The organism is Burkholderia cepacia (genome assembly GCF_001718835.1).
GTDB classification, from domain to species: Bacteria; Pseudomonadota; Gammaproteobacteria; order Burkholderiales; family Burkholderiaceae; genus Burkholderia; species Burkholderia cepacia_F.
Genome location: NZ_CP013444.1, coordinates 24,874 through 49,234, shown reverse-complemented (window position 1 = coordinate 49,234; position 24,361 = coordinate 24,874). Strand labels below are relative to the sequence as shown.

Below are 24,361 nucleotides of genomic sequence, written 5' to 3'. Positions count from 1 at the left end.
CGGCACCGGCTCGCTCACGCGCCCAGCCCCGAGGGACGGCCCGGATAGCATTTCCGATGAATATGACATCGACGTTGCAGAACACACATAAATCAGATGATCGTTTCTTGACACAAAACTTCGCGCGGAAACGATTGTTTCGAATATTCTCGAAACCGCAATAATCATGGCAATACAACCCGATTCCCCTCGATCACCCAATGACTTGCCGCAGCGAATACAAGTTGCTAACCTTGGCTGGCCGTAAAAATCAAATTGTCAACCGATTTAAAACTGCTTCCAAATTTATTTAATACCCTGAAACCATGAAAACAGGCATTCCCAGACCATCATTATTCTGACGATCGTCGGATATAGCGTCTCGAAACATTCCAGAGCGCATCGTTTTTCACTCCCGACCAGCCAACGCGCGAATCTGCACGCGCATCCGTTCCGCTGAAACAGCACCACCCGCGGTCTCAACTCGTTGTCTTTGGCCTTTCCATCTGCAAAACAATTCCAATAGTTGGAGCACACCTTGAATCACGACTTCCGAGACGAATCCAAGCCGCGTCGCGCGTTCCTCGCCGACATGGCCAAGCTCGCGGCAGCCGGTGTCGTTGCCGGCTGGACGCCGATCTACCAGGTTGCCGCGAACGCGGCGACGGCCGGCGCGACGCCGCCCGGCTTCCCCGGAGACATCCCGCTCTACAAGCAGGCGTTCCAGAACTGGAGCGGCGAGATCGTCGTGCAGGACGTATGGACCGCCGCGCCGCGCTCCGCCGACGACGTCGTCGCGACGGTCAACTGGGCGCGTGCGAACGGCTACCGGGTGCGCCCGCGCGGCTACATGCACAACTGGTCGCCGCTGACGCTCGATCCGGGCGTCGCCCCCGCGAACCTCGTGCTGCTCGACACGACGAAGTCGCTGACCGCGGTGTCCGTCGACACGTCGACGCGGCCGGCGCGCGTCACCGCGCAAACGGGCGTCTCGCTGGAGACGCTGCTCGCGAAGCTCGAGGATTACGGCCTCGGCGTCGTCGCCGCGCCCGCGCCGGGCGACATTACACTCGGCGGCGCGCTCGCGATCGACGCGCACGGCACCGCCGTGCCCGCGGTCGGCGAAACCTTGCAGCCCGGCCACACCTACGGCTCATTGAGCAACCTGGTGCTCTCGCTGACCGCGGTCGTGTTCGATCCAGCCAGCCGGCAATACGCGCTGCGCACGTTCCAGCGCAACGATCCCGACATCGGCGCGTTCCTCGCGCACATCGGCCGGGCGCTCGTCGTCGAGGTCACGCTGGCGGCCGGGCCGAACCAGCGGCTGCGCTGCCAGAGCTTCATCGACATTCCGGCCTCCGAACTGTTTTCCGCCAACGCGTCGCAGGGCCGCACCGTCGCGTCGTTTCTCGATCAGTCGGGCCGGCTGGAAGCGATCTGGTTCCCGTTCACGACTTGCCCGTGGCTCAAGGTCTGGACCCTGCAGCCCAGCAAGCCGCTGCTGTCGCGCGCCGTCACGCAGCCGTACAACTACCCGTTCTCCGATTCGATCCCGCAATCGCTGTCGGATCTCGTCAAGCGGATCATCATCGGCGGCGAGGGCTCGCTCACGCCGCTGTTCGGCCAGACGCAATACGCGATCACGACCGCCGGTCTCGGGCTCACGCTCAGCGTGGACATCTGGGGCTGGTCGCGCACCGTGCTGCAGTACATCCGCCCGACGACGCTGCGCGTCACCGCGAACGGCTACGCGGTGCTCGCACGGCGCGCCGACGTGCAGCGCGTGGTCAGCGAGTTCGTCCAGTACTATCAGAACCGCGTCGACGCGTACAAGGCGCGCGGCGAATACCCGATGAACGGCCCCGTCGAGATTCGCATCACCGGCCTCGACAAGCCCGCCGATGCCGGCGCCGGCGCGGTGGTCCCGACGCTGTCCGCGCTCAAGCCGCGGCCCGACCATCCGGAATGGGACGTCGCCGTCTGGTTCGACATCCTGACGCTGCCGGGCACGCCCGCCGCCGATCGCTTCTATCGCGAGATCGAGCAGTGGATGCTCGCGAACTACAGCGGCGCGTACGCGACGGTGCGTCCCGAATGGTCGAAGGGCTGGGCCTACACCGACACGGCCGCATGGCAGGACGACACGATGATCACCACCACGATCCCGAATCTGCAGAGTGCGGGCCAGCCCGCCGCGAGCAACTGGGACGCGGCGCGCGCGACCCTCGAGCGCTACGACCCGCAGCGGATCTTCCGGTCGCCGCTGCTGGATCGGTTGATGCCGTAGCGGTATCGGCGAGCGTCGGCGCTGCGCTTTGGCTTGCGCGCGGCGTCGACGACGTCAGGCCGGATATTTGCGATCGAACGCCTGGTTGTTCGCCTCGATCGCGTGCAGCGCATCCTCCGCCCAGGCCTTCAGCGCGACGACGAGCGGCAGGAGCGTGAGCGCCAGCCCGCTCAGCGTGTACTCGACGCGCAACGGCAGTTCGTCATAGACGTTCCGCTCGATCAGGCCGTCGCGCTCCATCGCGCGCAGCGTCTGGGTCAGCATCTTTTGCGACACGCCCTCGAGGCGGCGCCGGATGTCGCCGAAACGCATCGGCCCGTTCTGCAGTGCGACCATGGTCAGCACGGTCCATTTCTGCCCGATGCGAGACAGCACCGCGCGGGACGGACAGACCTTCAGGAACGCATCCGGCGGCAGTTCGATCTTCTTCGACATGGTTACCTTCAGGTACCTAATTGATTGTGGAAACCATCATTGAAAGAATGATGCCACTGACGCAATCGCGAGGAACATAACCATGAAGATCGCATTTCTCGGTGGCGGAAATTTCGGCGGGAATCTGGCCGAGCTGCTCGTCGCGGCCGGACATGACGTGGTGGTCGGGTTGCGCGACCCCGGACGGGCGCGGCCTCGGGCGCGTTACCGGGTAGCGTCGCTGGAGGAAGCGGCGGCGCACGGAGACGTCGTCGTCATCGCGGTCCTCTATCAGGCATGCGCCGACGTGTTGCCGCCGCTTGCCCGGCAGTTGGCCGGCAAGATCGTTGTTGATGCAACGAATGCGCTGCACGACGACTGGTCGCCCCTCCCGCTGGGCGCCGACGATTCCGCCGCGCAGCAGATCGGCCGCTTGTTGCCGGGCGTTCGCCTGGTGAAGTGTTTCAACACGGTGTTCGCCGACATCATGACGCCGAAGCGCATCGATCGAGCCGGACATGCGGTGACCGCATTCATCGCGGGCGACGATGCCGAGGCCAATGCGGCAGTCGCGGAGATCGCCGCGAGCGCGGGATTTGCGCCGCTCGTTACCGGAGCCTTGAACAACGCCCGCTATCTCGAGGCGATGGCGCATCTCAACATTCAGATCGCGGTCGTTCGGGGTGGCGGAACGAATGCGGGCTTCGTGTATCACCGGGTCGGCGCGTAGGACCGCGCATCACGGATCAAGTCAAAACGAAAAGGGCCGAGCCCCGTGCAATACGGAACCCGGCCCAGTCAGCCCCGGCCGTCAGTCGGTTCAGACCGCCGGGGCTTTCTCCATCGACGGTCGTCAGCCGATGTTCACGCCATGGGCTTCAGCCAGAGGCTTCAGGCCGCCGGCGAAACCCTGGCCGATCGCCTTGAACTTGAACTCGTCGTTGTGACGGTACAGCTCGCCGAAGATCATCGCGGTCTCGGTGGACGCATCTTCGGACAGGTCGTAGCGGGCGATTTCCTTGCCATCGGCCTTGTTCACGACGCGGATGTAGGCGTTGGACACCTGGCCGAAGGACTGCTTGCGGCTTTCGGCGTCGTGGATGGTCACGGCGAACACCAGCTTCTTCACGTCGGCCGCCAGGCCGGTCAGCTTGACGACGACCTGTTCGTCATCGCCTTCGCCCTGGCCGGAACGGTTGTCGCCGAGGTGCTCGACGGAGCCGTCGGCGGACTTCTTGTTGTTGTAGAAGATGAAGCCGGCATCGCTCAGGACCTTGCCGCTGTCGCCGGTGACGAAGACGGAGGCGTCGAGGTCGAACTCGGTGCCGTCGGTGACGCGCGGGTCCCAGCCCAGGCCGACCAGCACTTCGCTCAAGCCCGGGGCTTCTTTCGACAGGGAGACGTTACCGCCTTTGGACAGACTTACAGCCATGGTGAGATTCCTCGTTCAGTTGAATTGAGTTGCGTTGCGTTGCGCGATCAGAAGCTCATGCCGTAGCCGTTGGCCAGCGCGCGCAGGCCGCCGGCGTAGCCTTGGCCGACGGCGCGGAACTTCCACTCGTTGTTGTGGCGGTACAGCTCGGCGAAGATCATCGCGGTTTCGACCGAAGCGTCCTCGGCGAGGTCGTAGCGAACGACCTCGGCGCCGTTGGTCTCGTTGACGATGCGGATGAACGAGTTGCTGACCTGGCCGAAGTTCTGCTTGCGAGCGTCGGCGTCGTGGATGGTGACGGTGAAGGCAACCTTGTCGACATCGGCCGGCACGCGGCTCAGGTCGACCTTGATCACCTCGTCGTCGCCGTCGCCGGCGCCGGTGCGGTTGTCGCCGGTGTGCTCGACGGAGCCGTCCGGGCTCTTCAGCTGGTTGTAGAAGATGAAGTCGGCGTCGCCGCGGACTTTGCCGTTGGCGCCCAGCAGGAAGGCGCTGGCGTCCAGGTCGAACTCGGTGCCGTCAGTGGCGCGCGGGTCCCAGCCCAGGCCGACCAGGATCCTGGTCAGGCCAGGGGCCTCTTTGGACAGGGAGAGGTTGCCGCCTTTTTGAAGAGTCAGTGCCATGAGTACAGCTCCTTGTGGTTGCTACGGGTTACGGGTTGCCGGCCGATGCTTGCGCATGGCCGAATGGACAGCGCGTCAGAGCTCGAAATCCGCCGGGTTCAGGCCCAGCTCCAGGCAGATCAGGCGACACGCAGCCTTCTCCTTGTCGTCGAAGTTGCCGTCCGAGCCGCCGATGGCAATGCACACCCGCACCAGCAGGCGCGCTTCGCCGTCCTTGCCCTTGATCTTGCTGATGGCCTTCAGCGCTTCGGCCTGGCCGATCTGAAAGTCGAACTCGAACTTCGCGCAGGCGTCGGTGAAGACCTTGATCACATCGGTCAGATTGAAGACCTTGAGCTCCGGGGAGTTGTTGATGAAGCCGACCATCTTCATCTTCTCCTCGGACTGGATCACGCCGTCGGCCGCGGCGATCAGCGCGCAGCCATTGGCGACCGCCTCCATAAAGGTCCGGTTCTTGAACTTGGCGACTTCCGTCGTCAAGGTTTCGCGCGCTTTCGCCGCGTTGGTTTTCAGCCACTCGAGCATGGTTTCCTCCTCGTTGGGCGGGGCGCCCCGGCCCCGCCGGATATCTCGTTACTTGGAGCCGGCGCGCCAGCGCATCCCCCATCCGTAGGCACGGTCCATGTCGTCATGCCCACGGTGGAAGTCGACCTGGCGGGTGACCTTGACGGCGCCGCCCACGTTTTCCAGCAGCGCGATCGCGCACATGCCGTGGCGGCCGCCTTCCTCGTTCAGCCGCACCTCGATCTCGGGCTGGCCGGGCACGAAGACGGTCACCACGCCGTCGGTCGCCTTCCAGTTGGGGGCGCCTTCGTAGATGAACGCGAAGACCAGGATCCGCTTGATCTCGCTCCACTGCTTGCCGTTGATGTGCAGCCATTCGCCGCCCGCGACGGAGCCGGTGCGGTCGTCACCCATGAGCTGGATGTAAGGCTCGTCATTCAGGTCGCCGAAGCAGTTGCCGAGCGCCTGGACGACGCCCTTGTAGCCGTCCTGCAGTTCGAACAGGCAGCCGACGTCGAGGTCGACGGAACCGCCCTTGCCGAAGAGGCCGCCCAGCAGGCCCCCGCCGCTGCCGCTGCCGCGGTTCCAGTTCAGGTTCACCTTGATCTCGCCGAAACCCGCTGCCGGCTTGTCCAGGCTGATGCTGGAGCGCGTCTTGTCCAGCGTGACCTTGCTCAGGCTGACCGTCGATTTCGGCGGCGCCGGAGGAACGGGCGCCGGGGCCGGCGTCGGCGCGGAAGCCGGCGCCGGCGCGGCAACGTCGACGCCGAAGTGCTTGGCCAGCGGCTCGAGGCCACCCGCGAAGCCTTGACCGACGCAGCGGAACTTCCAGGCGCCCTGGCGGAGATAGAACTCGCCGAGGATCAGCGCCGTCTCGCTCATGCCGCCGGTCGGGATCCGGGCTTCGATGCCGCCGGTGACGGCCAGCGCCAGGGTCGACACGCGGTCGAAGGCGGCCTTGTTCTCGTAGATGGTTGCGGTCAGCGCAATCTTCTCGACCGCCGGGTCGACACGGCCGAGGTCCAGCGTGAACTCGGCGCGACCCGCGGCGCTGCCGGTCAGTTGGACAGCCCCGCCCAGGATGCTGGTCTGGCCGTAGAAGCACATGTCGCCGTCGCCACGGACTTTGCCCGTGGTGGTCAGCGCGAATGCGGAGATGTCGATATCGGCGCCCGGGATCGGCGCGTAGTGGATGTCGACGCGAAGTGGGCCGGTGGCGACCGGCGCATTGCCGCCAGGCAGGAGCGTGGTCATGCGCGCACCGCCTGAATGGCCAGGTTGACGAGGTCTTCGGCGGTGCGACCGTTGGTGGACTGGCCGATCGCCTTGAACTCCCAGCCGCCGCTCGCACGGCTCAGGCTGGCCATCACCACGCCGGTGTGGCGGCCTTTCTCGGCCAGGTTGAAGCGCGCGAGCTCCTTGTTGGCGGTTTCGTTCAGGATGCGGCAGTACGCGTTCTCGACCTGATCGAAGGTCTGGCCGCGGAAGCTGTTCACGGTGAAGACCAGATGCGTCGCCTTGGCCGGCAGGCGCTGCAGGTCCACGTGGATGGTTTCGTCATCGCCGTCGCCGTCGCCGGTCAGGTTGTCGCCGGAGTGTTCGATCGAGCCGTCCTTCGATTCCAGCTGGCGGAACCAGACGACATCGATGGGCGCGTAGTCGCCATCCAGAACGATGCACGAGGCATCGAGGTCGATCGAGTCGTTACCGCTGCCCAGCATCCTGGAAAGGAAGCCGCCGGGCTTCACGGGGTCCCAGCCCAGGCCCAGGCTGACGTTGCTCAGGCCGGTGCCGGCCGTCTTCTCCAGCGAGATGCTCTGATTCTTGCTCAGGGTGAGTGCCATGATTACGCTCCTTGTTGATCTTCGTTGTTCGGTCGGGATTGAGAGGTCGAGGCGCTCTCCTCGCGCCCGATTTCTTGAACCGCGTGCGGGCCCGCCGCCGCCCAGGTTGAAAATGTCGCCGGCATCAATTGGCCTCCGCCAGGCGGATGCTGGGCTCGCCGCCGCCGGCCTCGGCGGGCTTGACCCCGAGCCATTTGGCGCGCTCGAGGATGTTGGCTGCCCACTTGTGATGGGTGGCGGGTTCGCACATCGCGTCGTTGTGCCTGAACACGGCCTGCGCACCCTGATCGACGATCAGCCTGGCGGCGTTGAGATCCTCCAGGCTGACGCGAAGCGTGTCCTGGATGAGACTGATCTGGCGGGGGTGAATCGCTGTCTTGCCCACCAGCCCGTGACAGATGTCCAGCTCCAGTTCCGCTTGCAGGAGTGCCGGCGTGGCGTGCTGCTCGAACACCGGCGCGGTCAGCGAAAAGCCTTGCGCGCCCATGACGCCGGCCAGCATCGGGATCACATAACTCATCGGGGTGTCGTAGAGCGTCCTGGCCGGGTTGCGGCGAAGCCCGAGGCAGCCCATGAGGTCGTTGCCGCCGATCCGTAGCGCGATGATGCGTTCGTTCAGGCTGGCCTTCAGCGCCTGGCCCAGCTCCACCATTGCACCCGGGTTGTAGACGTCGGCTGTCTCGAGCGTGGGCATGAGGAGCAGGTCCGGGTTGCTGACCGCTTTCTCCCAGGCGCCCAGGCGCTTCAAGGTCAGCTTCGGCACCACGAAACCGTCCACGTGCTTCATCAGCGGCCAGTCGTTCAGCACGGCCGCCATGCCCACATCGCGGGGCCGGACGAACACGAGCGGACCTTCCGCGGGACGTCCGCCGCGAACGTCGATCTGCGTGAGCAGCGCCTGCAGGTTCCCCAGCGCGCGCTCGACATCGATCTCCGCCACGGCGTCTTCCAGGCACACCACGAGCGAGCGAAGCTCGGGGAGCTTGCTGCCGAAGACCACGTCCAGAATGTCGCTGCGGGTGGCCGGCATGTACAGGGTCGCCCCGAGGGCGAACGGCGAAATGGCCTTCATCCGTTCACACTCCGGATGAGGGTCGCTGCACGGTACGGGCCCAGGGCCGAACCCGCTTCTTCGACGGTCACGCCGGCGCGCTCGGCGAGGTGCATCAGCAATTGCACGTCGCCGTCGCCGCGATCACGGACCAGGACGTGGTCAGGCACGCGGCGAAGGACGGCGCGCGTCGCCTCGGCGATGCCGGGCTTCACGCGGTTCAGGTTGGCGATCCCGAAGCGCGCCGCGAGCGAATGCACCACGTTGTCTGCTTCCGCCTGAAGCATCAGGCGCTGATCGGCAGTCCACGGAGACGCCTGCGGCACCTCGCCCAATGCGCGACGCGCGGTCTCGATCTGCTCGATGAAGTCACGGGTGACGTCGTGCTCATGCAGGTGGTCGTACACCACACAGCCATGCAGACCGCCTTGCGCCGGCCAGATGGAACGCGATACCAGGCCGGATACGGTGGCGCCCAGAATGCCGGACGGAATCACCCAGTCTTCCGCCGACGCGGCCAGCCACGCACGGCCGCACGGGTCCGCCAGCACGACGAGGCGCGGAGCCTCCGGGAAGCGCTTGTCCGCGCCGAGCGCGCGCGCGAGTTCGCCGGAAATCGCGCCCTTGCCGGTCCAGCCATCCACGAAAACGATGTTCTCCGCACCGTGGAGACGGACGATCGCTTCGAGGGCAACCGTGTCCATGCCGCGGTCGCGGATGATGCTGACGCCGTAGTGGCGCGCGTCGCGCCCCATCGCCACCAGCGCGCGGCGCAGCAGCACGCCAAGCGGCAGTCCGGCGCGCACGAAGGAGACGAGCGCGATGCTCGCGCCGGTATACGCGGCATTCAAGGCCAGCGCCAGCGACTGCACGTCAGTGGCCATGCGCTTGCCGTTCTGCGCCAGGGCGCGCGCATAGAGGCGCTGGTGCAACTCGGTCGGCGCATGCTCCAGGCTGATCATCTCGGAGTAGTGCTTGCGGTTCGTCTGGATCAGGCGCTCCTTCTCCCGAACGTCCGTCACCTGCATCTGCATGCGCTGCAGCAGCAGATGCACGTCGTCAGGGGCATAGCTGCCGCTGCCGATGGTCATGAGGGAGGCGAAAGGATCACGCATGGATCAGGCCCTCCGCTGCCTTCGCCAACTGGCTCCGGGCCGGCGTGGCCCACATGTGGCAGAGGTCCATGAAACCGAGATCGGTGATGCTGTCGCCCAAGCCCAGCACCGGGCGTTCGCCGTTGAGTTCGCGGTCACGGCGCAGCCATTCCCGAACGGCCAGGCGCTTGGCCAGCCCGTCGGGCAGGAAGGCCAGATTGTTGCCGTTGGCGTGGATGTGCATGCCGTCCAGCAGCCCTCGGGCCTGAACCTCGGCAAGCACCGTGGAAAGCACGGCGTCGTCCGATTCGTTGTGCTTGGTCACCACGTAGTGGCGCAGCCCGTGCTCCGCCGCGACCCAGCCGCGCAGGGAGAAGCCAAGCGCCGCGCCGATCCGCAGCGTGGCTTCGCTCAGCGCCGGCAGACGATCCTGGAAAGTCCGGAGCGCTTCCGCCATCCGGCCGTGCCAGTCCTGATCGAGCGTGCCGTCAGCACGCAGGATCACGCCGCCGTGGGAGCAGATTGCGCCGCGCGTGAACGGCAGCTTCACGCGGCGGTAGGCCTCGACGCTGCGCGCGGTGACCGGAACGACGTCGGCCGATGCCAGCAGCCAGTTGATCAAAGCCTGCTGCACCGGGGTCATGTAGCCGTTGGGCTGGCCGTGACCATCCACGGTTGCCGGGATGCGCGGGGTGCCTTCCGGCATCTTGCGTGCGGTCTGGAACAGCGTGTCGTCGAGATCGACGAGCACCAGCGGGCGCTTACTGCTCATCGACGATCACCTCCGCGCCCAGGGCATCCACCAGCTCGGCGGGCAGCGCCTGCGCGGGGGTTTCGGTGCAGATCAGCACCCGGTCGAACTGGCCGGGCTTCACGTTGTAGAGGAAGTTCGGGATGCCGAGGCCGTAGTTGTCCGGGAAGGAAAGCGCGTGCTCGATGGCGTGGCCCAGTGCGATGGGGGAACGGGTGGTGGAGCTGAAGTGGACATCCGCGCCGGCGCGCTTCAGGCGCTCCGCCAGCAGGAAGGGCCGCCACACGAACTCGCCGGTGCCGATCACGACGATCTTCTCGCCCGGCGCGACCTGGAGGTCCGGCGCGAGGGTGTCTTCCACGTTGCGCACGCCCAGGCGTCCCCAGTCGTTCCGAGGGGAGAGCCGCCATTCGCCGGCGGACACCGCGCCCACGTCCGGCATGTCCGGCAGCGGCGCGGACGGGTCTTCATGAAACCGGTAAGAACCCTTCATCAGCGACACCGACGTGGCCGATTCGCCGATGGCCTTGCCAACGGCCCCTGCGGACCAGTCGGTCAGGACGCAGGTGACGACCCGCTCGACCTTCGTCAGGCCGGCCTCCACCAGCGCGCGATGCAGGTTGACGAAGGTCTTGCCGGTGGAAGCTTCATCGTCCACCAGCACCAGCGATCTGGCCTCGAGCATCATCTCCCGGACTTCCGGCTCGACCGGCATGTGGATCAGATGAGCGCTGGCGTGGCTATGCTCTTCGTCGAATCGAGCGAAGAGTTCAGTGCCGAGCGGATGGCGGGTGCTGACCAGGTAGACGGTATCGGGCCGGGTTGCGCTCAATGCACGGTGCACGCCGGCGCCGAGCCCGACGGCGGTTTCTGCCATGCCGATCACGAGCACCGGGCCGGGCAGGTCCGCCGGGATCTCCGCCGCCAGGCGCTCGAAGCTGGCGGACATGACGGACGGGCTAACCGGTATGTGCCGGCCCAGGACCTTGGACACGAACAGGAAGGCCCGCTTGGGGTTGCGGCGCTCGGCGAAGCCGAACAGGGCGGACGGAGGCAGGACGGCGTCGTCGACGTTGACTTCGAGCAGTCCCCGCATCAGCTGTGCGCGGAGGGACACGGGTACGGCATGGCTTTCCATAACTGCTTCCTCGGGATTCAAGTCAACGTGCTTCTATGGGTTCCGCGCCTCGATTCGCCATAGAAACTGCTGCGCCTCGCGGGATATCTGGGCTGTGGTGAAGGTTTTGCCCGAGGGGGTTCTGGAGGCGACGACGCCGCAGGCATCCAGGAAGGCCAGCGCGAGGCCGGCCTTCACCGCGAAATTCATGTTCTGGGCATCCGGCACCGTCGAGGTGACCATCCCCACGACCGCGCCGGACGTATCGAACAGCGGACTGCCGCTCGATCCGGGCTGGATCGGGGCCGTGAACTGCAGCAGGCTGGCGTCGTTGTGCAGTCCGAACAGTGCGGAGACACCTCCCTGCGTGACCTGCACGCCTCCGCCGGTCAGGCCGGCCAGCGGGAAGCCCATCGCGACCACCTGCTCGCCGAGGTCGCAGCCCGTGCCGTCCCTGAAGGAGACATGCTTGAAGACGGGCGCCCCCTGGACGCGCAGCAGCGCGAGGTCGTTGCGGCGGTCCACCACCACGGGCTCCGCGCGGTGTCGGCCCTCGAGGGAAGCGATGTGGATTTCCTGCATGTCCTCGATGACATGCGCACAGGTGAGGACGTGCGTCGCGCTGATGGCGAAGCCGGTGCCGCTGGCAGCGCGACACGAATCGGAGGAGCGTGGGCGGCGATCGGGATGGGCGTCGTCGACAGCCAGCCCGATCCTGCGGCCGAGGGCGGAAAGTCCATAGGCGGAGCCTTCGGCCAGCGCGCGGAACTTCCACTGCTGGTTACGGCAGTAGAACTCGCCGATGATGATTGCTGATTCGCCGTTCTCGGAGAGGTTCAGGCTGAACTCGATCTGGTCGTCGACCTGCAGGCGAAGGGAGCGGAGCTCGCGCACCGGGCCGATGGCCGAGAAGGTGTACACGACGACGAGTACGCGGTCGGCGCCGGCCGGAAGTGCGGAAAGGTCCAGTCGGCAGCCGATTCTCTCCCGGCTGCCGCTCCATGCCATCCAGCCTCGTTCGACCTGGAACAGGGCCGCGTCCCCCTTGGGCTGACGCTTGTCGTCAACCGGGAGTAGAGCGACTGCAGCATATTCCCCGAAGGCCGAGGGGTTCGCGCATTCCAGCGTCCAGGAACATTGAGGTGCTCCTAAAGCGGTGTTTGCGCCAGGCGCCAGCACCATCATTCCTGCTTCGCTCCTTGAGTCCGAACCCATACAGAAACAATACAGTTGCCATACAAATAGTGGCGGTATGGTATCAAACTTAAGGAATTTTGTAAGACGAGAAACGAACCTGTCTTGATGGTTCCGGCTATATGGCGGCGCTGGTCTGCCGTGAACCCTGAATCAGGAAATTGCCCGGCTCAAAAAATTGAGAAATTCGGCGGGCAGGCCATGACGTTTGAACGGTTCACGCAGTCGTCACCAATCTGAAATTGTTGAAGAAAAAACGATATCGAGCGACCTGCCTTGGGGAAACCATGTGCACCAGGCGGCATCACCGCCCTGCGACCGTCACGAGCGCCTGCGCCAGGCACCCGTCGCGACGCGCGAGTGTCTCGAGTATCGAAAAGTGCGTGCAGCCCGGTACGTGGAGCAACTCGACCGCCTCTCCGGCGGACGCACACGCGGCCGCATATTCGTCCGACTGCCGCACGAGTTCCGGCAATTCCGCGCCGCCGACCGCGACCATCGTCGGCACGCCCTTTCCGATATGTCTCAACGGGCTGAATTCATCGATCTCCCGGGCCGACAACTTCAGTTTGTCGTTGAGCCATGACAGGCTGATCGGCTCGAGATCGACGAGCGCGCTGATCGGCAGTGCGCTCGTCACGACCGGATGCCCGCGATACATCGCAGTCAGGTGGCCGCCGGCCGAATGGCCGCACAGCACGAGCGGACGCCCCTTCGTCCCGAGCGCGTCGCGATCAGCGCCAAGATGATCGAGCAGGCGGCCGATCTCACCGACGATCTGCGTCATCGAAGCGTCGGGCGCCAGCGTGTACTCGGCAAGCACGACATTGAGCCCGTTCGCGAGCGGGCCGCTTGCGATGAACGCGAAATCTTCCTTCGCGCAATTCTGCCAATAGCCGCCGTGAATGAATACGAGCGTCGGCGCAGCGGGCTGCCCGCATGCGATCCAGTCGTATCGTTCGCGCGGGCTGCCGCCATAGCGAAGGTCACGGCGGCACGATGCCTGCTCGTATAGCCCGGTGCTGCGCGCCTGAAAATCGGCCAGTACGGCCGGGAAATCGGGAATGGCCTCGACGTTGTTGTAAGCAGCGTCGAGCGCCGCGCGGTTCATGCCGCGATAAAGCGTCGTCATGTTCGTGTCCTCATCGGCTTCCAGGATAGACGGACGTGCCGGCTGCGCGGCACGCGTCAGCCATGGTTCCACGAAGGCTCGCCGCGGACTATCGCAACGGCGCCATCCGTATCGAAAACGCGCCATCATTTGCCGAAGACCCGCGCGCCCTTCGTTATGTTCCATGTGTGCAATTTCCGATGCGGCAAGGTCGATCAACCTTGCGACACCTGCTTGCCGCTTCCAGTTGCCGGGTGTGCCGTCTCCTTCATGTTCGAAGGCAATGCGATCCCGGCAACGGCCGGCGCATGCAGATTGATCTGACGCGTGAACATCACCTCCTTTTGTCTCGCAAGACCTCGTCATCGCAGGCGGGGCACGTGCCAAGGGGAATCCGTATAATGCTTTCGGCATTGAGCCCTGTCCGGGCATCCGGGTCGCTCACCGCGGCCGAGCATCGCATACGGTCCCATCATTCCCGGAACATTCGCCGGTGACTATCGCGGTTGCTCCGCCAGTATCAGAAAAGCGCCATCTTTCGTTGTCCGTGACAACGAGCGGCCCGCTACCAGGAGCCCGATGATGAACGGCCATCCTCCCTGTCCGCACCCGCCGACGCTGCATTTCCCGCCGCTCTTGCCCGGTAGTGATATTCCGCGTGGCGCGCTGCTGTTCCAGTCCGATGACCTCGAGCACGCGCGCACCAGGATCGGCCGCATCTATCGTCCATATCGGTTCACGGCTGGCGAACGCCGCACGATGCCCGTCACCATGTTCAAGCTCGACGGCAACGGCATGGCGCTGACATGGTTCGCGTACGGCACCGACATTTCGATCCAGCCCGAGATCTGCGGCAATTTCGCGCTCGTGCTCACCACTCTCGCGGGACACTCGGAAGCCCGGAGCGGCCGGGTCGAACAGGTGGGCGGCACCGGATCGACGGTGCTCGTCGCGTCGAATGCGCGGTCGGCATTCCGCTATAGCGCGGACAACGTGCAACTCGGCGTGCGCATCGACGCGGGCCGCATCGCGGACATCTGGCGCAGCATCGCGGGGCGCGAGCCGCCGGCCGAACTTCCCGTGCCGGCGCCGTTCGATGCGCCACGTCGCGACCGCTGGCTCGCCTCGGTTCAACTGGTCAGGCAGTTGCTCGATCCCGACACGCCGGCCGCACTCAGAGCGATGCAACTCCCGCGAGCGGAAGAAATCCTGCTGATGAGCCTGGTCGGCGAACAGCTGACCGACGCGCTGCCTGCGGAAGGCGGCATTGCATCCGCCTGCGTGAGACGCGCGGTCGCGTTCATCGAGGAACACGCTGAACGACCGCTGACGCTGACCGACATCGCGGCGGCATCGCATTGCAGCGTCCGCACGCTGCACCGTGCGTTCCGGCAATGGCGCGACGTCAGCGTCATGCGCCATCTGAAGGACGTGCGTTTGCGGCGCGTGAGAATGGCGTTGCACGATCCGGACGAAACGGCCTCGATCACCGAGATCGCGACGCGCTGGGGATTCGCGCATCTCGGGCAGTTCGCCACGGACTACCGGAAAGCGTTCAACGAACGGCCGTCAGACACGCGCGCGAAGCGCTAGTCTGAATGGTCGGCGAGCGAAGCCTGTCAAGCAAAGTCGGCGTCGGCTCAATTCGATATGTAGCAATCCTTCCGGGATTGCTCCGATGCGTCGCGGTGTTGAAACGGATATTTTTGCAGAACCTCCAGGGACGATCACCACCCAGCCATCATAAAATGGCTCATGCGCTACCCACCTGTCAGCCCGCCAAACCAAATTGACAGATGCGATGTGAGGCTATCTCGAAAACTATCGGAATACATGTGGAATAAAATTTCATCGCGATCGAGTAAAGCTGGCGCTAAAGGAACACGCGAGCGGCATGGTCGGCACTGGGCAAGGACACCTATAACGCCCCGCTCAGGTGACATCCTTGAAGGAAACAAGAATAACCGCGTCGAAGAACTACAATGCCAACTGTCCTGCCACGGGGAAACCATATGACAATGCTGGGCAACAGCCTGATCGGGATAGGTGCGCTCGCATCGCTGGTCGGGATTAATGGCTTTATCGACACGCGTAAGGTCGATCGGAGATTCAGGACTGGCTATAAGAATAACGAGCCGGATTCCAGAAACTTTGGCCGGTCAAGCAAGATCCTGTTGTGCGGCGTCGGCCTGTGTCTCGTCGGCTTAACGATCAATCGCATATTGGATTCAGAAGTAGAGCCGATTCGGTCCTTACCGACCCAAAACGGTTCCAACGCAAACTTTCGCGACCAGCTTCGACTGCTCACAAGCATCACATGACGATGAGTCAGCGATCTGTCATGACCCTGGCTTGGCAGCGATGGACCGGAGGCTGGCTCAGCTGTATTCGGACGCACTGCGCACCATCTCGGATCCGGAATCCCTTCGGCAATCCGAATCAGACTGGTCACTGCGCGACATCAGTGCGGCAAGGATCTCGACTGCCTGCGCCGCGCATACGGCGAGCGGATCGGCCAGTTCGCGGGTTCGCTCGGTTCCAAGCCTTTGCTTTCGGGGGAAGGGAATTAGATTCACTTCGCCACTAACAACTCCGGCGCGTGGCAAATGCCACGCTCGGACTACCCTCTCTAGCGCCGGCTCACCCCATCGTCCGCTTGGCCGCTACCGTGCCTGCCATGTCGCCCATATCGGCAACGACCTTGAGCGGCACCTCGCCGACACCCATCGCACGCTCAATCAGCAGATCGTCGCCATGTTGCGCCAGCAACGCCTGCAACCGGTCGAACTCGCCGCACCAAAGCGTTTCCACATCCTTGTCGCGAACAACATCTCGATTCGCGACGAGGGATACAGCCCGAACCTGCAGGCGGCCGGCTTGGGCCTGACCACCAACTTCGACTCCATAACCCGGCAAGGAAGGTTTCTTGACAACGACGCGGCCGTCCTGCGCCCATGCAGTCGTCATGCCTTCATGCACTTCATAGCCTAGTCGCGCCAAGCCGCTCAAGATCGCGTTGCGCCGAGCCTCAGCTGCTTGTTGTTGCCTCACCCGCGCGATCAAGTCCTGTCCGGCTCGAATCAGTTCGGCCACGATGTCCGGCGATGCGGCCGCATCGCACTGTCGAGCGCGTTCGACAAAGTCCGCCGTTTCTGACGTGTTGCACGCGCGAATCTCCGCGATCAGTTCCTGCAGTGCCGCGAAAGCCGCGCGACGTGCACGGGCCGACTCGATCGTGCTCGACAGGTCGAGGATCAGGCTGTCGAGCAACAGGCTTCTTCGCGCTTCGTTCGTCTCCTCCTCGAGGGCGTTCAGTCTCGACGAGAAACCCGCCACTTCCGACACGTCCAGGAATACTTGCGCTTCCCCGATGCGCCGATCGAGACGGTCGATCGCCGGATCACGAGATATAGCCAGTTGCGCAGCTTTCCAGGCCTGAAAGTCCGCAGACGCTTCGGCTGGCATCAGGCGATTCGCTAGTGCCCGTTGCGCATCGCTGAGCGTCCGCCCCGCGTCCGGCGCCAGAAGAGCAAACCCTTGCGCGAGCAGGGCATCGGCGTTTTCGAGTATTTCGCCCGATCGCATGCGATCAAGCTGGCTACGGAACTCTGCCGGAATCGCAATGCCTTTCGCTTCCAGTGAGCGGAGCAATGTCGTTGCGCCGTGCCGCCCCTGCCGCCGGCGTGTCGCTGCCTGTTCGGCCTTGCCCACCGCCGCCTGTTGACGTCGTGCGAGATCCGCTTTCAGGAAGGCAATTTCGTCGGGCACTTTCTTCTGCAAATCCGTGAACGCGTCGGCGGAGAGCAATGCAGTCAGTGCTTCGCGGCGCGCCTGGGTAGCTGCGATCTCTTCGCCTGACAGCATGCCGGTGCGCCGTCCCTCGGCAACCCACGTGGCGATTGCCTGGTCAAGGCGCAGTAGATGTCCGTCGCAGATCGCGACGATTTCCTCGCGTGTCACGATCCGTACCACCTTCGGGCCGCTCATGCTGTCACCTCCTGGCTCAGGGCAAGCTCCACAGCAGCCTTCAGGCGTGCCTTCTCCGTCTCCGGTTCGTGGTACCAAGCTTGCGACGAGACGCGATGCAGTTTCGAAATGGCTCGTCCCAGCACGGACGGACGCCAGATTTCCCGGGCTCGCGCGTGTTCGAGCAAAGGATGACGCGGCGCATCGCATTCGATGCCGATCGCATAAAGGCCGGTTTCGGGGTCCGCGATCGCGAAATCGAGCCCGAAGGCATCGCCTTCCTGTGCAGGGACAGGCGAAAATCCGAGCCCCTGGAGATAGGCAAGAACATCCTGGGCGAAACCGTCGACAGTGCCAGCTTGTCGCAACTTCGCATGTGCCCGTTCGCTGCTCATGCGGCCAAGCAACGCACGGCCGGCGGGCAGTTCGCCATTCGACATCGCGCGTGCATATTCCATATAACCCTGAAGATAATCGCGCGGAATCGCCGGCTTGCGCTGCGTCGTGAGCATGTCGGAGATCTCCCGGATCGGCATCGACGTGATGAGCACGACTTTATGGCGGGCACGCGTCACGGCCACATTAAGACGCCGCTCGCCACCGCTCTGGCCAAGCACGCCAAACAGGCGCCGGAAGGTGCCCTGGCCATTCCGCCCGAAGGTTGTCGAAAAGACGATGGTGTCGCGTTCGTCGCCCTGGACATTCTCGACGTTCTTCACGAATACGGCCATGTCCTCGCCACGATCGGTTCGATCGAGTTCCTCACGGTAGGCATCGCAGAACGCTTCATCTACTTCCGCACGCAGCTCCAGTCGTTCCAGGATGAGGTCGGCCTGCTTGCGATTGAACGTAACCACACCGACCGAGGGCCGCCGCGCGTAAGGCTGTTGCCACAGTTGCGCCAGATAGGCGACCACGCGGTCCGCCTCGTCGCTGTTGGTCTGCTGCTCGTAAAGACCGTCTACCTGGATGAGTTCGAGCGGCTTGACCTCGCGCACCGTGGCATCCGGATGGCGGGCCGGCACGCTGAGGTTGTTCTCGTAGAACGCCGCATTCGAATAGCCGATCAGCTCGCGGTACGCCGAACGATAGTGAATCTGCAGCGTCGACACGGGCAGCGCGCTGCGCGCCAGTTGCAGCAAATCGGGGCAATCCTTGATTTCGCGCCGATTCCAGGTGTCCTCGAATCGCTCGCGCTCGTCTTCCGTCGCTGCGTCGTCGGGCTGCTCGCCGTCGAAGATCTCCATCTCGTCGCTATCCGTTCGGCTCGAGAAGAACGCCGTCGGCGGCATTTGCTTCTCATCACCGCTGACGATCGACAGGTTGCCACGGAACAACGTCGGAATCGCGTACTCGACCGGCATCTGTGATGCCTCGTCATAGACGACTGAATCGAACAGCCCTGATTTCAGCGGCAGCACGCGGCTGGCGACGTCGGGGTTCATCAGCCAGACCGGCCGCAGCGCCATCAGGCCCAGCTCGGTGCCGAGATCGATGAATTCGCGCAGGCGCCGGGAGCGCCGACCGGTCAGACGCGTCACGTCTTCCCAATCGCGCGCCGAGCCAAGTTTTCCGTGGTCGATACCGTTGCGAAGCAACTCGCGATTCAGGCGACGCATTTCCTCGTCGGCAGTCGCGAGCGCGTCAATTTTCGCGGCTGTTTCGCTCTGGTCGAGCAGCAGCTCCGGGTTGTCCTGCTCCATGCGACGCTTCCAGCCGAGCCGGGCCTCACGGTTGATCAAGCGCCGCACGGCTTCGTCGAGGTGTTCGGGCGGCAGGCGCGTCAGCGCGTCCTCGTGGTCTCGCATGATCGCAAACACGTCGAGCGCTTCAGCGGTGACATGCCGTGCCCGGGTCCGGAACTGCTGATAGGCGGCCAATGTCGGCAAGGCATCGCCGATTCGGTTCAACGGTGCCTGGTAACTGATGTTGTCGGCAATCGCCTGGCGACAGGCCGCGACGAGTTCGGCCGAGATCCATTCCTCGAGCGGCCTCAGCGCCCGAAGACTGTGCTGGCGCGCGTTGTGCCGCACAAACGCGGTCTCGAAACCATCAAGCAGCTGTTCGACCGGCGCCCGATCTCCCGTCATCACGGCCGAGTCGAACTCGTCGCCGCGCGGTGCAATCGCAAGATGCTGCGCGAGTTCGCGGATTTCCTCGAGCTGGCGCAGGCGGCTCAGACTGGCATCGGCGAGTGCTGGTCCGCAGGTCGGCTCGATCGTCTCGAGATGCAATGCCCGGCTGATCGTGTTCAATGTGTCGCGTAACGGTCTCCAGGCCTTTTCGAGCCGCGCGGCAGCCAACAGCTTGCGGAGCATCTCGTCCGTCGCGGGCGCGCCGCAACCGGCGATGAACTTCATCAGGCGAGCGCGCCGCAGATAGGTGATGGGGTTGATGCGACTCAACAGAGACGGAGCACGAGTCGCCAGCGCCGCCTGGGTCTCGAGTCTGCCGAGCTCCTGGTCCGGCAAGCGCGCGACAGCACCCGACAGCACGGTATCGAAGCCGCTGGTCTCGACCGCCAGCAGATCCCGATGCAGGCTGCTCAGCGCGGCGTAGTGCCGATGGCCTTGCGCATCGGCATGATCGGCCGGGCGAAACAACGGCAACCATTGCGCAAGCCGTTTGCGTTGCGTATCGTCCAGCGCGACAAGGCGGCCGGCATTGGCATCGAGCCAGGCCCGGTATGGTGCTGGATCGTCGACGTCGAATCGAGCCGGATGCGCGGCGAGCGTCTCGATCCGCAAGCGCTCCGCCTCGCGGAAATCCGCGAAGATCGCATTGAATGCGTCGATCGTGGCCGCGTCCGTCGCGAACGACTTCAATTGCGCCAGCGCGCTGCCCTCGAACTTCGCCGGCAGCCAGTAGCGCGCCAGCGGTGCGCAGTGTTCCTCCAGCGTTGTCAGTGCCGAAATATCCAACGTGGCAAGCGGTGTGCGCAATTGCGGCACGCTGACAGGCGGTGTGCCGGCCTCGAGCTGGATCAGTTCGCCGAGCAGTGCCCGATAGCTGAGGCCGGTCGATTCGTCGATGCGATGAAGTGCCGTGTGATGGCGGTCCAGTTCGCCCTCGAGGGCCTCGATTCTGACAGCCATGCGTTCGCGCTGGCGTATCAATCCGTGGTCGAACACGGTGCCGCGGAAGATCGCATCCAGTTGCTCGCGGACTGCCCGGATCGTCGGCTCGCGGTCCTTGTTGACGTCGTTGAGCATCACGATGCGATCACCCAGTCCTTCCGCGACGAGGCGCTTGTGAACGACTTCCAGCGCGGCGTGCTTCTGGCACACGATCAACAGGCTCCGGCCCCGTCCGATCGCGTCGGCAACCATGTTGACGATCGTCTGGCTCTTGCCGGTACCCGGCGGACCTTCGACCAGCAATCCGGGCCCTTGCCGCGCCTGCAGGATTGCCGTTTCCTGCGACGGATCGCTCGCCACGGTAAGGAATCGGTCTATTTCGGTCGAGGCCGCGTCGGATGCGTCGTAGGCTGATTTGTCCTTGAGCCTCAGCATCGCCTCGAGCGCCGTGCCGGAAGGTGACAACTGCTTGAGCTGACGCAGATCCTCGCCGATGGCCTGGCCGGCGAAATCGACGTGAAAGAGTACGCCGGCGCAGACGATGCGCACCGCGCCGACGGGCACGTCGAGGGTCGGCGGCGGCAGAGCGCCGAGTTTCCGGCCCTCCACATCAGCCAGCAGGCCGAAGGCATCGACGACGTCGGCTGCCTTCAGCGCGGAGCGTCCGAGCACCTCGTCGGCAGCGACACGCCATGCCTTGGCAGCCTCGCGTCCCAGCAGGCCCTCGAGCGCCGGATTCAGGCGAACTTCCTCGCGCTCGCCGTCGAAGGCCATCTCGACTTGCCCCCGTGTGCCCAGTTCCATCAGCAGCCTAACCGGCCACAACAGGACGGGTGCGATGCGGGGACGCGTCGTGCCACGATGATCCTTGTAAAGCAGGAATGGGAACCCTAGATAGAGGCCGTCGATGCCGGTATCCCGCTTGTAGAGCGAGGTCTGCCGGTACAGGGTGTTTAACCGGCTTTCCAGCGTCGCGCTTGCGCCAAACACTGCGGGGTCCACCGATACCGCCTGTACATTGCGCTGAAGCAGATGATCGAGCAGTGCGGTGCTGGCGAAGCGCTCGCCGTTCAGTTCGTGAAGATCGACCCGGCCCGTGGTCTTACCGATGGTCATCCGTACCAGCGGGCCGCGCAACACGGTCGTAGCGACCTTTTTCTCGAAGAAGTCGAGAATCTGCGACACATATTGCTGCTTCTGCGGTTCCAGCCACTGCTCAGCGGGCACGGACAGCAGGACGACCACTTCGTGCAGCGGCAGGCGACGTTCCAGCCGGAACTGCTCCGCCCATTCATCGACCGTCTGGCTGCCAGTACGCGCGAATCCGGCAATTCGTTCGTCGACGGCGCGGAACAGCTCGGCGCGCGGCAGCGCAAGTGCGGCCCGGGCCGCCTGGCGGTCGAACACCAGAATCTGCTCCCGTTCCGCAATGACTGCCGCCTGATCGAGGATCTCGTCGACGGAACGGAACTGGGAAATCGCCGCGCTCAACAGGACGATGAGGTCTTCCTCGCTGAGAACGCGTCGCTCCGACAGCGACAGCAGGCCGTGATGATCTGAATCGGGCAGCAGCAGGCGCCGCTCTTCCCACTGCGCGGCCAATTGGGCGCGCGACGTGGACAGCAGCGCGATGCGCACCATGTCCTCGTCAAGCTCGATGCCGAGATGGCTAGCCCGGTGTCGCACTTCCTCGGCTCGCGAGCGTAACCGGGACAGCCAGCTTTCCGTGCCCAGCCGCTCCAGGAACGCCGGTACCGGTCCGGTCACCAGGTCGTAACCCTCCAACGGGTTTTGCAGCAACCAACCGGGCGTGACGATATCGCCGCGCAGAATCAGCGGCATGTCGTGATTCAGGAGCTTGAGCGCGATCATCAGGCGGCAATCGTCATCAACGCCGTCGAGCTGAACGACCTGACGCAGGCCAGCCAGCGTCTTCGCGCTGACGCCGGCCTGTTCTGCCCATGTCATTACGACGCCGCGATTCAGGTGGTCGCGCGCCGCTTCCCAATTCTCGCGCTCCGCCGCGGCGAGCGCGAAGACCGCCGGCCTGCGATATTGACGAGCCCCCAGCGCGATGCCGGCACCTTCGCCGCCATCGGAATCCACCGTCGTTGCCGACGGTGCGTCTACCGGTTCGCCTTCCAGCCAGGCCTTGATTTGCGGCCATTGCCAGCGTTGATGCCGGTCGCGTGCGAGCAGGCCCCGCAGCAGCAGGTGAAGCGACGGATCCAGATCGTCCGGCAGCGCGACGCCGTTGGCCAGCACATGAATCAGAAACGCGCGCGGATTGATGCCCTCGAAGCAGCGGCCGTCGGTCAGCTGTTCGAGCAGGATCATGCCGAGACTCCACCAGTCGGACGCCGCGGCAACACCGCCCGCGATGGCCTCAGGCGCCATGTAGCGCGTCGTTTCGAGCGGGGAGACGATGTCGAGATCGAATTCGGACAGCCGGGCCGAACCGAAGCCGCTGACTACGAGGTCGAGCGGTTCACGGCTACGCACAAGCAAAGTCCCGGGCCGCAGGTCGCGATGTCGCAGACCCACTTCCGAAAACGCCTGCAGGGCCTGACCGAGTTCATCGACCACATGGCGGATCGTCGCGATGTCGCGTACCGCCATGCCGAGATCCGCCAGCGTCCCGCCGTTCAGCTCCTCGGCGAGTTCGTAGGCGCGTCCATCCCAGCGTCCGGTTGCGATGATCTCCGGCACGTGCTCGCGCGGCAGGCGGCGAATCACGTCGTATACCGCCGGGTCCGGTTCCGCACCCGGCCGGTAAAGCGTCAGGACCGCCTGCCGACCGGTCCCGTCCTGCTGGGCCACGTAACGTTCGCGTACGCCGTCCGTGCTCGATATCTGACGCAGCAATCGCCAGCCATCGATTCGCGTTTCCTCGGCTGGCGTCGGCGGCGAATCCTGACCGGTATGGTCCACGGGATCCACAGGATCGACGGCGAGTTGCTGCGTATCGGCTTGCGCAGCTGGATCCGCGCCACACTCCAGGCACATCAGATCGCCGTCGTTCATTGGATGGCCGTTCACGCACGATACCGATGTCCGTGCGGCGGACTCGGACGAGACCGAAGCTACGTGCTGGTTGACGGCGTCGGCCGTGACCACATCCTGGGGCCGCCAGCCCGGCGCCCGGATCGGCAGGCCCGACAGATCCCAGTTGCAGATGGCACCGCCGATCGTGCCGGCACAGAACCACTCGTCCACCGACCGCTCGGTCCGGCAATTCGGGCAAAAACGCATCATGGCTGGCATTTCCTGTCTTATCTGTTTTTCGCCTTGTCGGCGCTGATCCGGACGCGATGGCCCTGATCGGTCAATAGGTCTCTCAAGCGCTGAAAATCGTCCCGGTCCGGTATCCCCGCGAACCAGACACTACCGTCCTCGTCGAACATCACGTCCAGTGTCTTGCCGCTGCTCGACGACGCGTGCTCGTACTGTGCAAAACGTGCGTGGCCAATTGCCGTCAGGCAATGCAGCCGCTGGTTGTCGCTGCCGCGCAGCGGACGCGTCTGTGCGGCAGCGATATCGAACGGATCAGAGATCAATGCATCGATCAGGCCGTCGGCTCGGGCCAAGGTATCGGCCAATGATTCAATGGCGTGACCGCTGTAGACAAGGACGTCGTCCGCGGACAGCCGCCGCAGACCACGCAGGAGCGCGATCAACGCCTCGGGCTGATCGAATGGTTCTCCGCCCGAAATCGTGATGCCATCGGCTTCCGGCAACCAGGTCCGGACCTGCGCCAGCACCGCGTCGATGGTGGTCTCGCCTCCGGCGCTCGCCCAGGTATCCATTGAAATGCAGCCGGGGCACCGGATCGTGCAGCCCTGAAACCAGATTCCGATCCGCCGCCCCGGCCCCAGCGTCGTGACCGGAAAGTGCAGGCGCGAAATGCGGATGTCCAT

The 24,361-nt window shown here is 64.5% G+C and carries 19 protein-coding genes; 4 read left to right on the top strand and 15 right to left on the bottom strand.

Going from position 1 to position 24,361, the window contains the following annotated elements; all coding sequences use genetic code 11:
* Positions 1-571: 571 nt before the first annotated feature.
* Positions 572-2,266: a cholesterol oxidase substrate-binding domain-containing protein gene (locus WT26_RS20715; RefSeq protein WP_059551664.1), complete on the top strand. Its 1,695-nt coding sequence runs from the start codon at positions 572-574 to the stop codon at positions 2,264-2,266.
* A gap of 54 nt (positions 2,267-2,320) precedes the next feature.
* Here the strand turns inward: WT26_RS20715 and WT26_RS20710 are convergent, their stop codons facing one another.
* A complete protein-coding gene (locus WT26_RS20710; RefSeq protein WP_059958686.1) occupies positions 2,321-2,701 on the bottom strand; it encodes a winged helix-turn-helix transcriptional regulator in 381 nt (126 codons plus the stop codon).
* Between the two features lie 82 nt (positions 2,702-2,783).
* Between WT26_RS20710 and WT26_RS20705 the strand changes: the two genes are divergently transcribed.
* Positions 2,784-3,410, top strand: a complete 627-nt coding sequence (locus WT26_RS20705; RefSeq protein WP_069270765.1) for an NADPH-dependent F420 reductase — start codon at positions 2,784-2,786, stop codon at positions 3,408-3,410.
* A gap of 123 nt (positions 3,411-3,533) precedes the next feature.
* Here the strand turns inward: WT26_RS20705 and WT26_RS20700 are convergent, their stop codons facing one another.
* From WT26_RS20700 to WT26_RS20650, 11 genes are all read right to left on the bottom strand, one after another.
* Positions 3,534-4,112: a TerD family protein gene (locus WT26_RS20700; protein WP_059533880.1), complete on the bottom strand. Its 579-nt coding sequence runs from the start codon at positions 4,110-4,112 to the stop codon at positions 3,534-3,536.
* A 47-nt stretch (positions 4,113-4,159) separates the two neighbouring features.
* Positions 4,160-4,735, bottom strand: a complete 576-nt coding sequence (locus tag WT26_RS20695) for a TerD family protein (protein ID WP_059624565.1) — start codon at positions 4,733-4,735, stop codon at positions 4,160-4,162.
* Between the two features lie 75 nt (positions 4,736-4,810).
* Positions 4,811-5,260, bottom strand: coding sequence for a tellurite resistance TerB family protein (locus WT26_RS20690; protein WP_042584699.1), 450 nt, complete (start codon positions 5,258-5,260; stop codon positions 4,811-4,813).
* 48 nt (positions 5,261-5,308) lie between these two features.
* Positions 5,309-6,493: a TerD family protein gene (locus WT26_RS20685; RefSeq protein ID WP_069270764.1), complete on the bottom strand. Its 1,185-nt coding sequence runs from the start codon at positions 6,491-6,493 to the stop codon at positions 5,309-5,311.
* Positions 6,490-7,083, bottom strand: coding sequence for a TerD family protein (locus WT26_RS20680; protein WP_059768158.1), 594 nt, complete (start codon positions 7,081-7,083; stop codon positions 6,490-6,492). The genes WT26_RS20685 and WT26_RS20680 overlap by 4 nt, the downstream gene beginning before the upstream one ends.
* Positions 7,084-7,207: 124 nt before the next feature.
* Positions 7,208-8,155: an HpcH/HpaI aldolase/citrate lyase family protein gene (locus tag WT26_RS20675; RefSeq protein WP_069270763.1), complete on the bottom strand. Its 948-nt coding sequence runs from the start codon at positions 8,153-8,155 to the stop codon at positions 7,208-7,210.
* On the bottom strand, positions 8,152-9,249 hold the full coding sequence (locus tag WT26_RS20670) for a cysteine protease StiP family protein (protein ID WP_069270762.1): 1,098 nt from the start codon (positions 9,247-9,249) through the stop codon (positions 8,152-8,154). Before WT26_RS20670 ends, WT26_RS20675 begins: the two co-directional genes overlap by 4 nt.
* Positions 9,242-10,000 (bottom strand): trehalose phosphatase, encoded by a 759-nt coding sequence (locus WT26_RS20665; RefSeq protein ID WP_069270761.1) that lies wholly within the window; start codon positions 9,998-10,000, stop codon positions 9,242-9,244. Before WT26_RS20665 ends, WT26_RS20670 begins: the two co-directional genes overlap by 8 nt.
* Entirely contained in the window at positions 9,990-11,117 is a 1,128-nt protein-coding gene (locus WT26_RS20660) for a phosphoribosyltransferase domain-containing protein (RefSeq protein WP_069270760.1), read from the bottom strand. The genes WT26_RS20665 and WT26_RS20660 overlap by 11 nt, the downstream gene beginning before the upstream one ends.
* A gap of 33 nt (positions 11,118-11,150) precedes the next feature.
* On the bottom strand, positions 11,151-12,281 hold the full coding sequence (locus WT26_RS20655; protein WP_069270759.1) for a trypsin-like peptidase domain-containing protein: 1,131 nt from the start codon (positions 12,279-12,281) through the stop codon (positions 11,151-11,153).
* Between the two features lie 313 nt (positions 12,282-12,594).
* A complete protein-coding gene (locus WT26_RS20650; RefSeq protein ID WP_069270758.1) occupies positions 12,595-13,422 on the bottom strand; it encodes an alpha/beta hydrolase in 828 nt (275 codons plus the stop codon).
* 561 nt (positions 13,423-13,983) lie between these two features.
* Here WT26_RS20650 and WT26_RS20645 point away from each other — a divergent pair.
* Together WT26_RS20645 and WT26_RS38475 are read left to right on the top strand one after the other, a co-directional pair.
* On the top strand, positions 13,984-14,994 hold the full coding sequence (locus tag WT26_RS20645; protein WP_196222177.1) for an AraC family transcriptional regulator: 1,011 nt from the start codon (positions 13,984-13,986) through the stop codon (positions 14,992-14,994).
* A 419-nt stretch (positions 14,995-15,413) separates the two neighbouring features.
* Positions 15,414-15,722 carry a hypothetical protein gene (locus tag WT26_RS38475; protein WP_230461694.1) on the top strand — a complete coding sequence of 103 codons (309 nt, stop codon included), beginning with the start codon at positions 15,414-15,416 and terminating at the stop codon, positions 15,720-15,722.
* A 319-nt stretch (positions 15,723-16,041) separates the two neighbouring features.
* Here the strand turns inward: WT26_RS38475 and WT26_RS20640 are convergent, their stop codons facing one another.
* The 3 genes from WT26_RS20640 to WT26_RS20630 are packed head-to-tail and all read right to left on the bottom strand — an operon-like array spanning position 16,042 to position 24,361.
* Entirely contained in the window at positions 16,042-17,388 is a 1,347-nt protein-coding gene (locus tag WT26_RS20640) for a hypothetical protein (protein ID WP_069270757.1), read from the bottom strand.
* Positions 17,385-23,699: an AAA domain-containing protein gene (locus tag WT26_RS20635; RefSeq protein WP_069270756.1), complete on the bottom strand. Its 6,315-nt coding sequence runs from the start codon at positions 23,697-23,699 to the stop codon at positions 17,385-17,387. The genes WT26_RS20640 and WT26_RS20635 overlap by 4 nt, the downstream gene beginning before the upstream one ends.
* Before the next feature lie 17 nt (positions 23,700-23,716).
* Positions 23,717-24,361 (bottom strand): 4Fe-4S single cluster domain-containing protein, encoded by a 645-nt coding sequence (locus WT26_RS20630; RefSeq protein WP_059482678.1) that lies wholly within the window; start codon positions 24,359-24,361, stop codon positions 23,717-23,719.

Excerpts from the sequence above, each read along its gene's own strand:
- WT26_RS20715 (WP_059551664.1), top strand. The coding sequence starts at position 572 with ATGGCCAAGCTCGCGGCAGCCGGTGTCGTTGCCGGCTGGACGCCGATC.
- WT26_RS20710 (WP_059958686.1), bottom strand. The coding sequence starts at position 2,701 with ATGTCGAAGAAGATCGAACTGCCGCCGGATGCGTTCCTGAAGGTCTGT.
- WT26_RS20705 (WP_069270765.1), top strand. The coding sequence starts at position 2,784 with ATGAAGATCGCATTTCTCGGTGGCGGAAATTTCGGCGGGAATCTGGCC.
- WT26_RS20700 (WP_059533880.1), bottom strand. The coding sequence starts at position 4,112 with ATGGCTGTAAGTCTGTCCAAAGGCGGTAACGTCTCCCTGTCGAAAGAA.
- WT26_RS20695 (WP_059624565.1), bottom strand. The coding sequence starts at position 4,735 with ATGGCACTGACTCTTCAAAAAGGCGGCAACCTCTCCCTGTCCAAAGAG.
- WT26_RS20690 (WP_042584699.1), bottom strand. The coding sequence starts at position 5,260 with ATGCTCGAGTGGCTGAAAACCAACGCGGCGAAAGCGCGCGAAACCTTG.
- WT26_RS20685 (WP_069270764.1), bottom strand. The coding sequence starts at position 6,493 with ATGACCACGCTCCTGCCTGGCGGCAATGCGCCGGTCGCCACCGGCCCA.
- WT26_RS20680 (WP_059768158.1), bottom strand. The coding sequence starts at position 7,083 with ATGGCACTCACCCTGAGCAAGAATCAGAGCATCTCGCTGGAGAAGACG.
- WT26_RS20675 (WP_069270763.1), bottom strand. The coding sequence starts at position 8,155 with ATGAAGGCCATTTCGCCGTTCGCCCTCGGGGCGACCCTGTACATGCCG.
- WT26_RS20670 (WP_069270762.1), bottom strand. The coding sequence starts at position 9,249 with ATGCGTGATCCTTTCGCCTCCCTCATGACCATCGGCAGCGGCAGCTAT.
- WT26_RS20665 (WP_069270761.1), bottom strand. The coding sequence starts at position 10,000 with ATGAGCAGTAAGCGCCCGCTGGTGCTCGTCGATCTCGACGACACGCTG.
- WT26_RS20660 (WP_069270760.1), bottom strand. The coding sequence starts at position 11,117 with ATGGAAAGCCATGCCGTACCCGTGTCCCTCCGCGCACAGCTGATGCGG.
- WT26_RS20655 (WP_069270759.1), bottom strand. The coding sequence starts at position 12,281 with ATGATGGTGCTGGCGCCTGGCGCAAACACCGCTTTAGGAGCACCTCAA.
- WT26_RS20650 (WP_069270758.1), bottom strand. The coding sequence starts at position 13,422 with ATGACGACGCTTTATCGCGGCATGAACCGCGCGGCGCTCGACGCTGCT.
- WT26_RS20645 (WP_196222177.1), top strand. The coding sequence starts at position 13,984 with ATGAACGGCCATCCTCCCTGTCCGCACCCGCCGACGCTGCATTTCCCG.
- WT26_RS38475 (WP_230461694.1), top strand. The coding sequence starts at position 15,414 with ATGACAATGCTGGGCAACAGCCTGATCGGGATAGGTGCGCTCGCATCG.
- WT26_RS20640 (WP_069270757.1), bottom strand. The coding sequence starts at position 17,388 with ATGAGCGGCCCGAAGGTGGTACGGATCGTGACACGCGAGGAAATCGTC.
- WT26_RS20635 (WP_069270756.1), bottom strand. The coding sequence starts at position 23,699 with ATGATGCGTTTTTGCCCGAATTGCCGGACCGAGCGGTCGGTGGACGAG.
- WT26_RS20630 (WP_059482678.1), bottom strand. The coding sequence starts at position 24,361 with ATGGACATCCGCATTTCGCGCCTGCACTTTCCGGTCACGACGCTGGGG.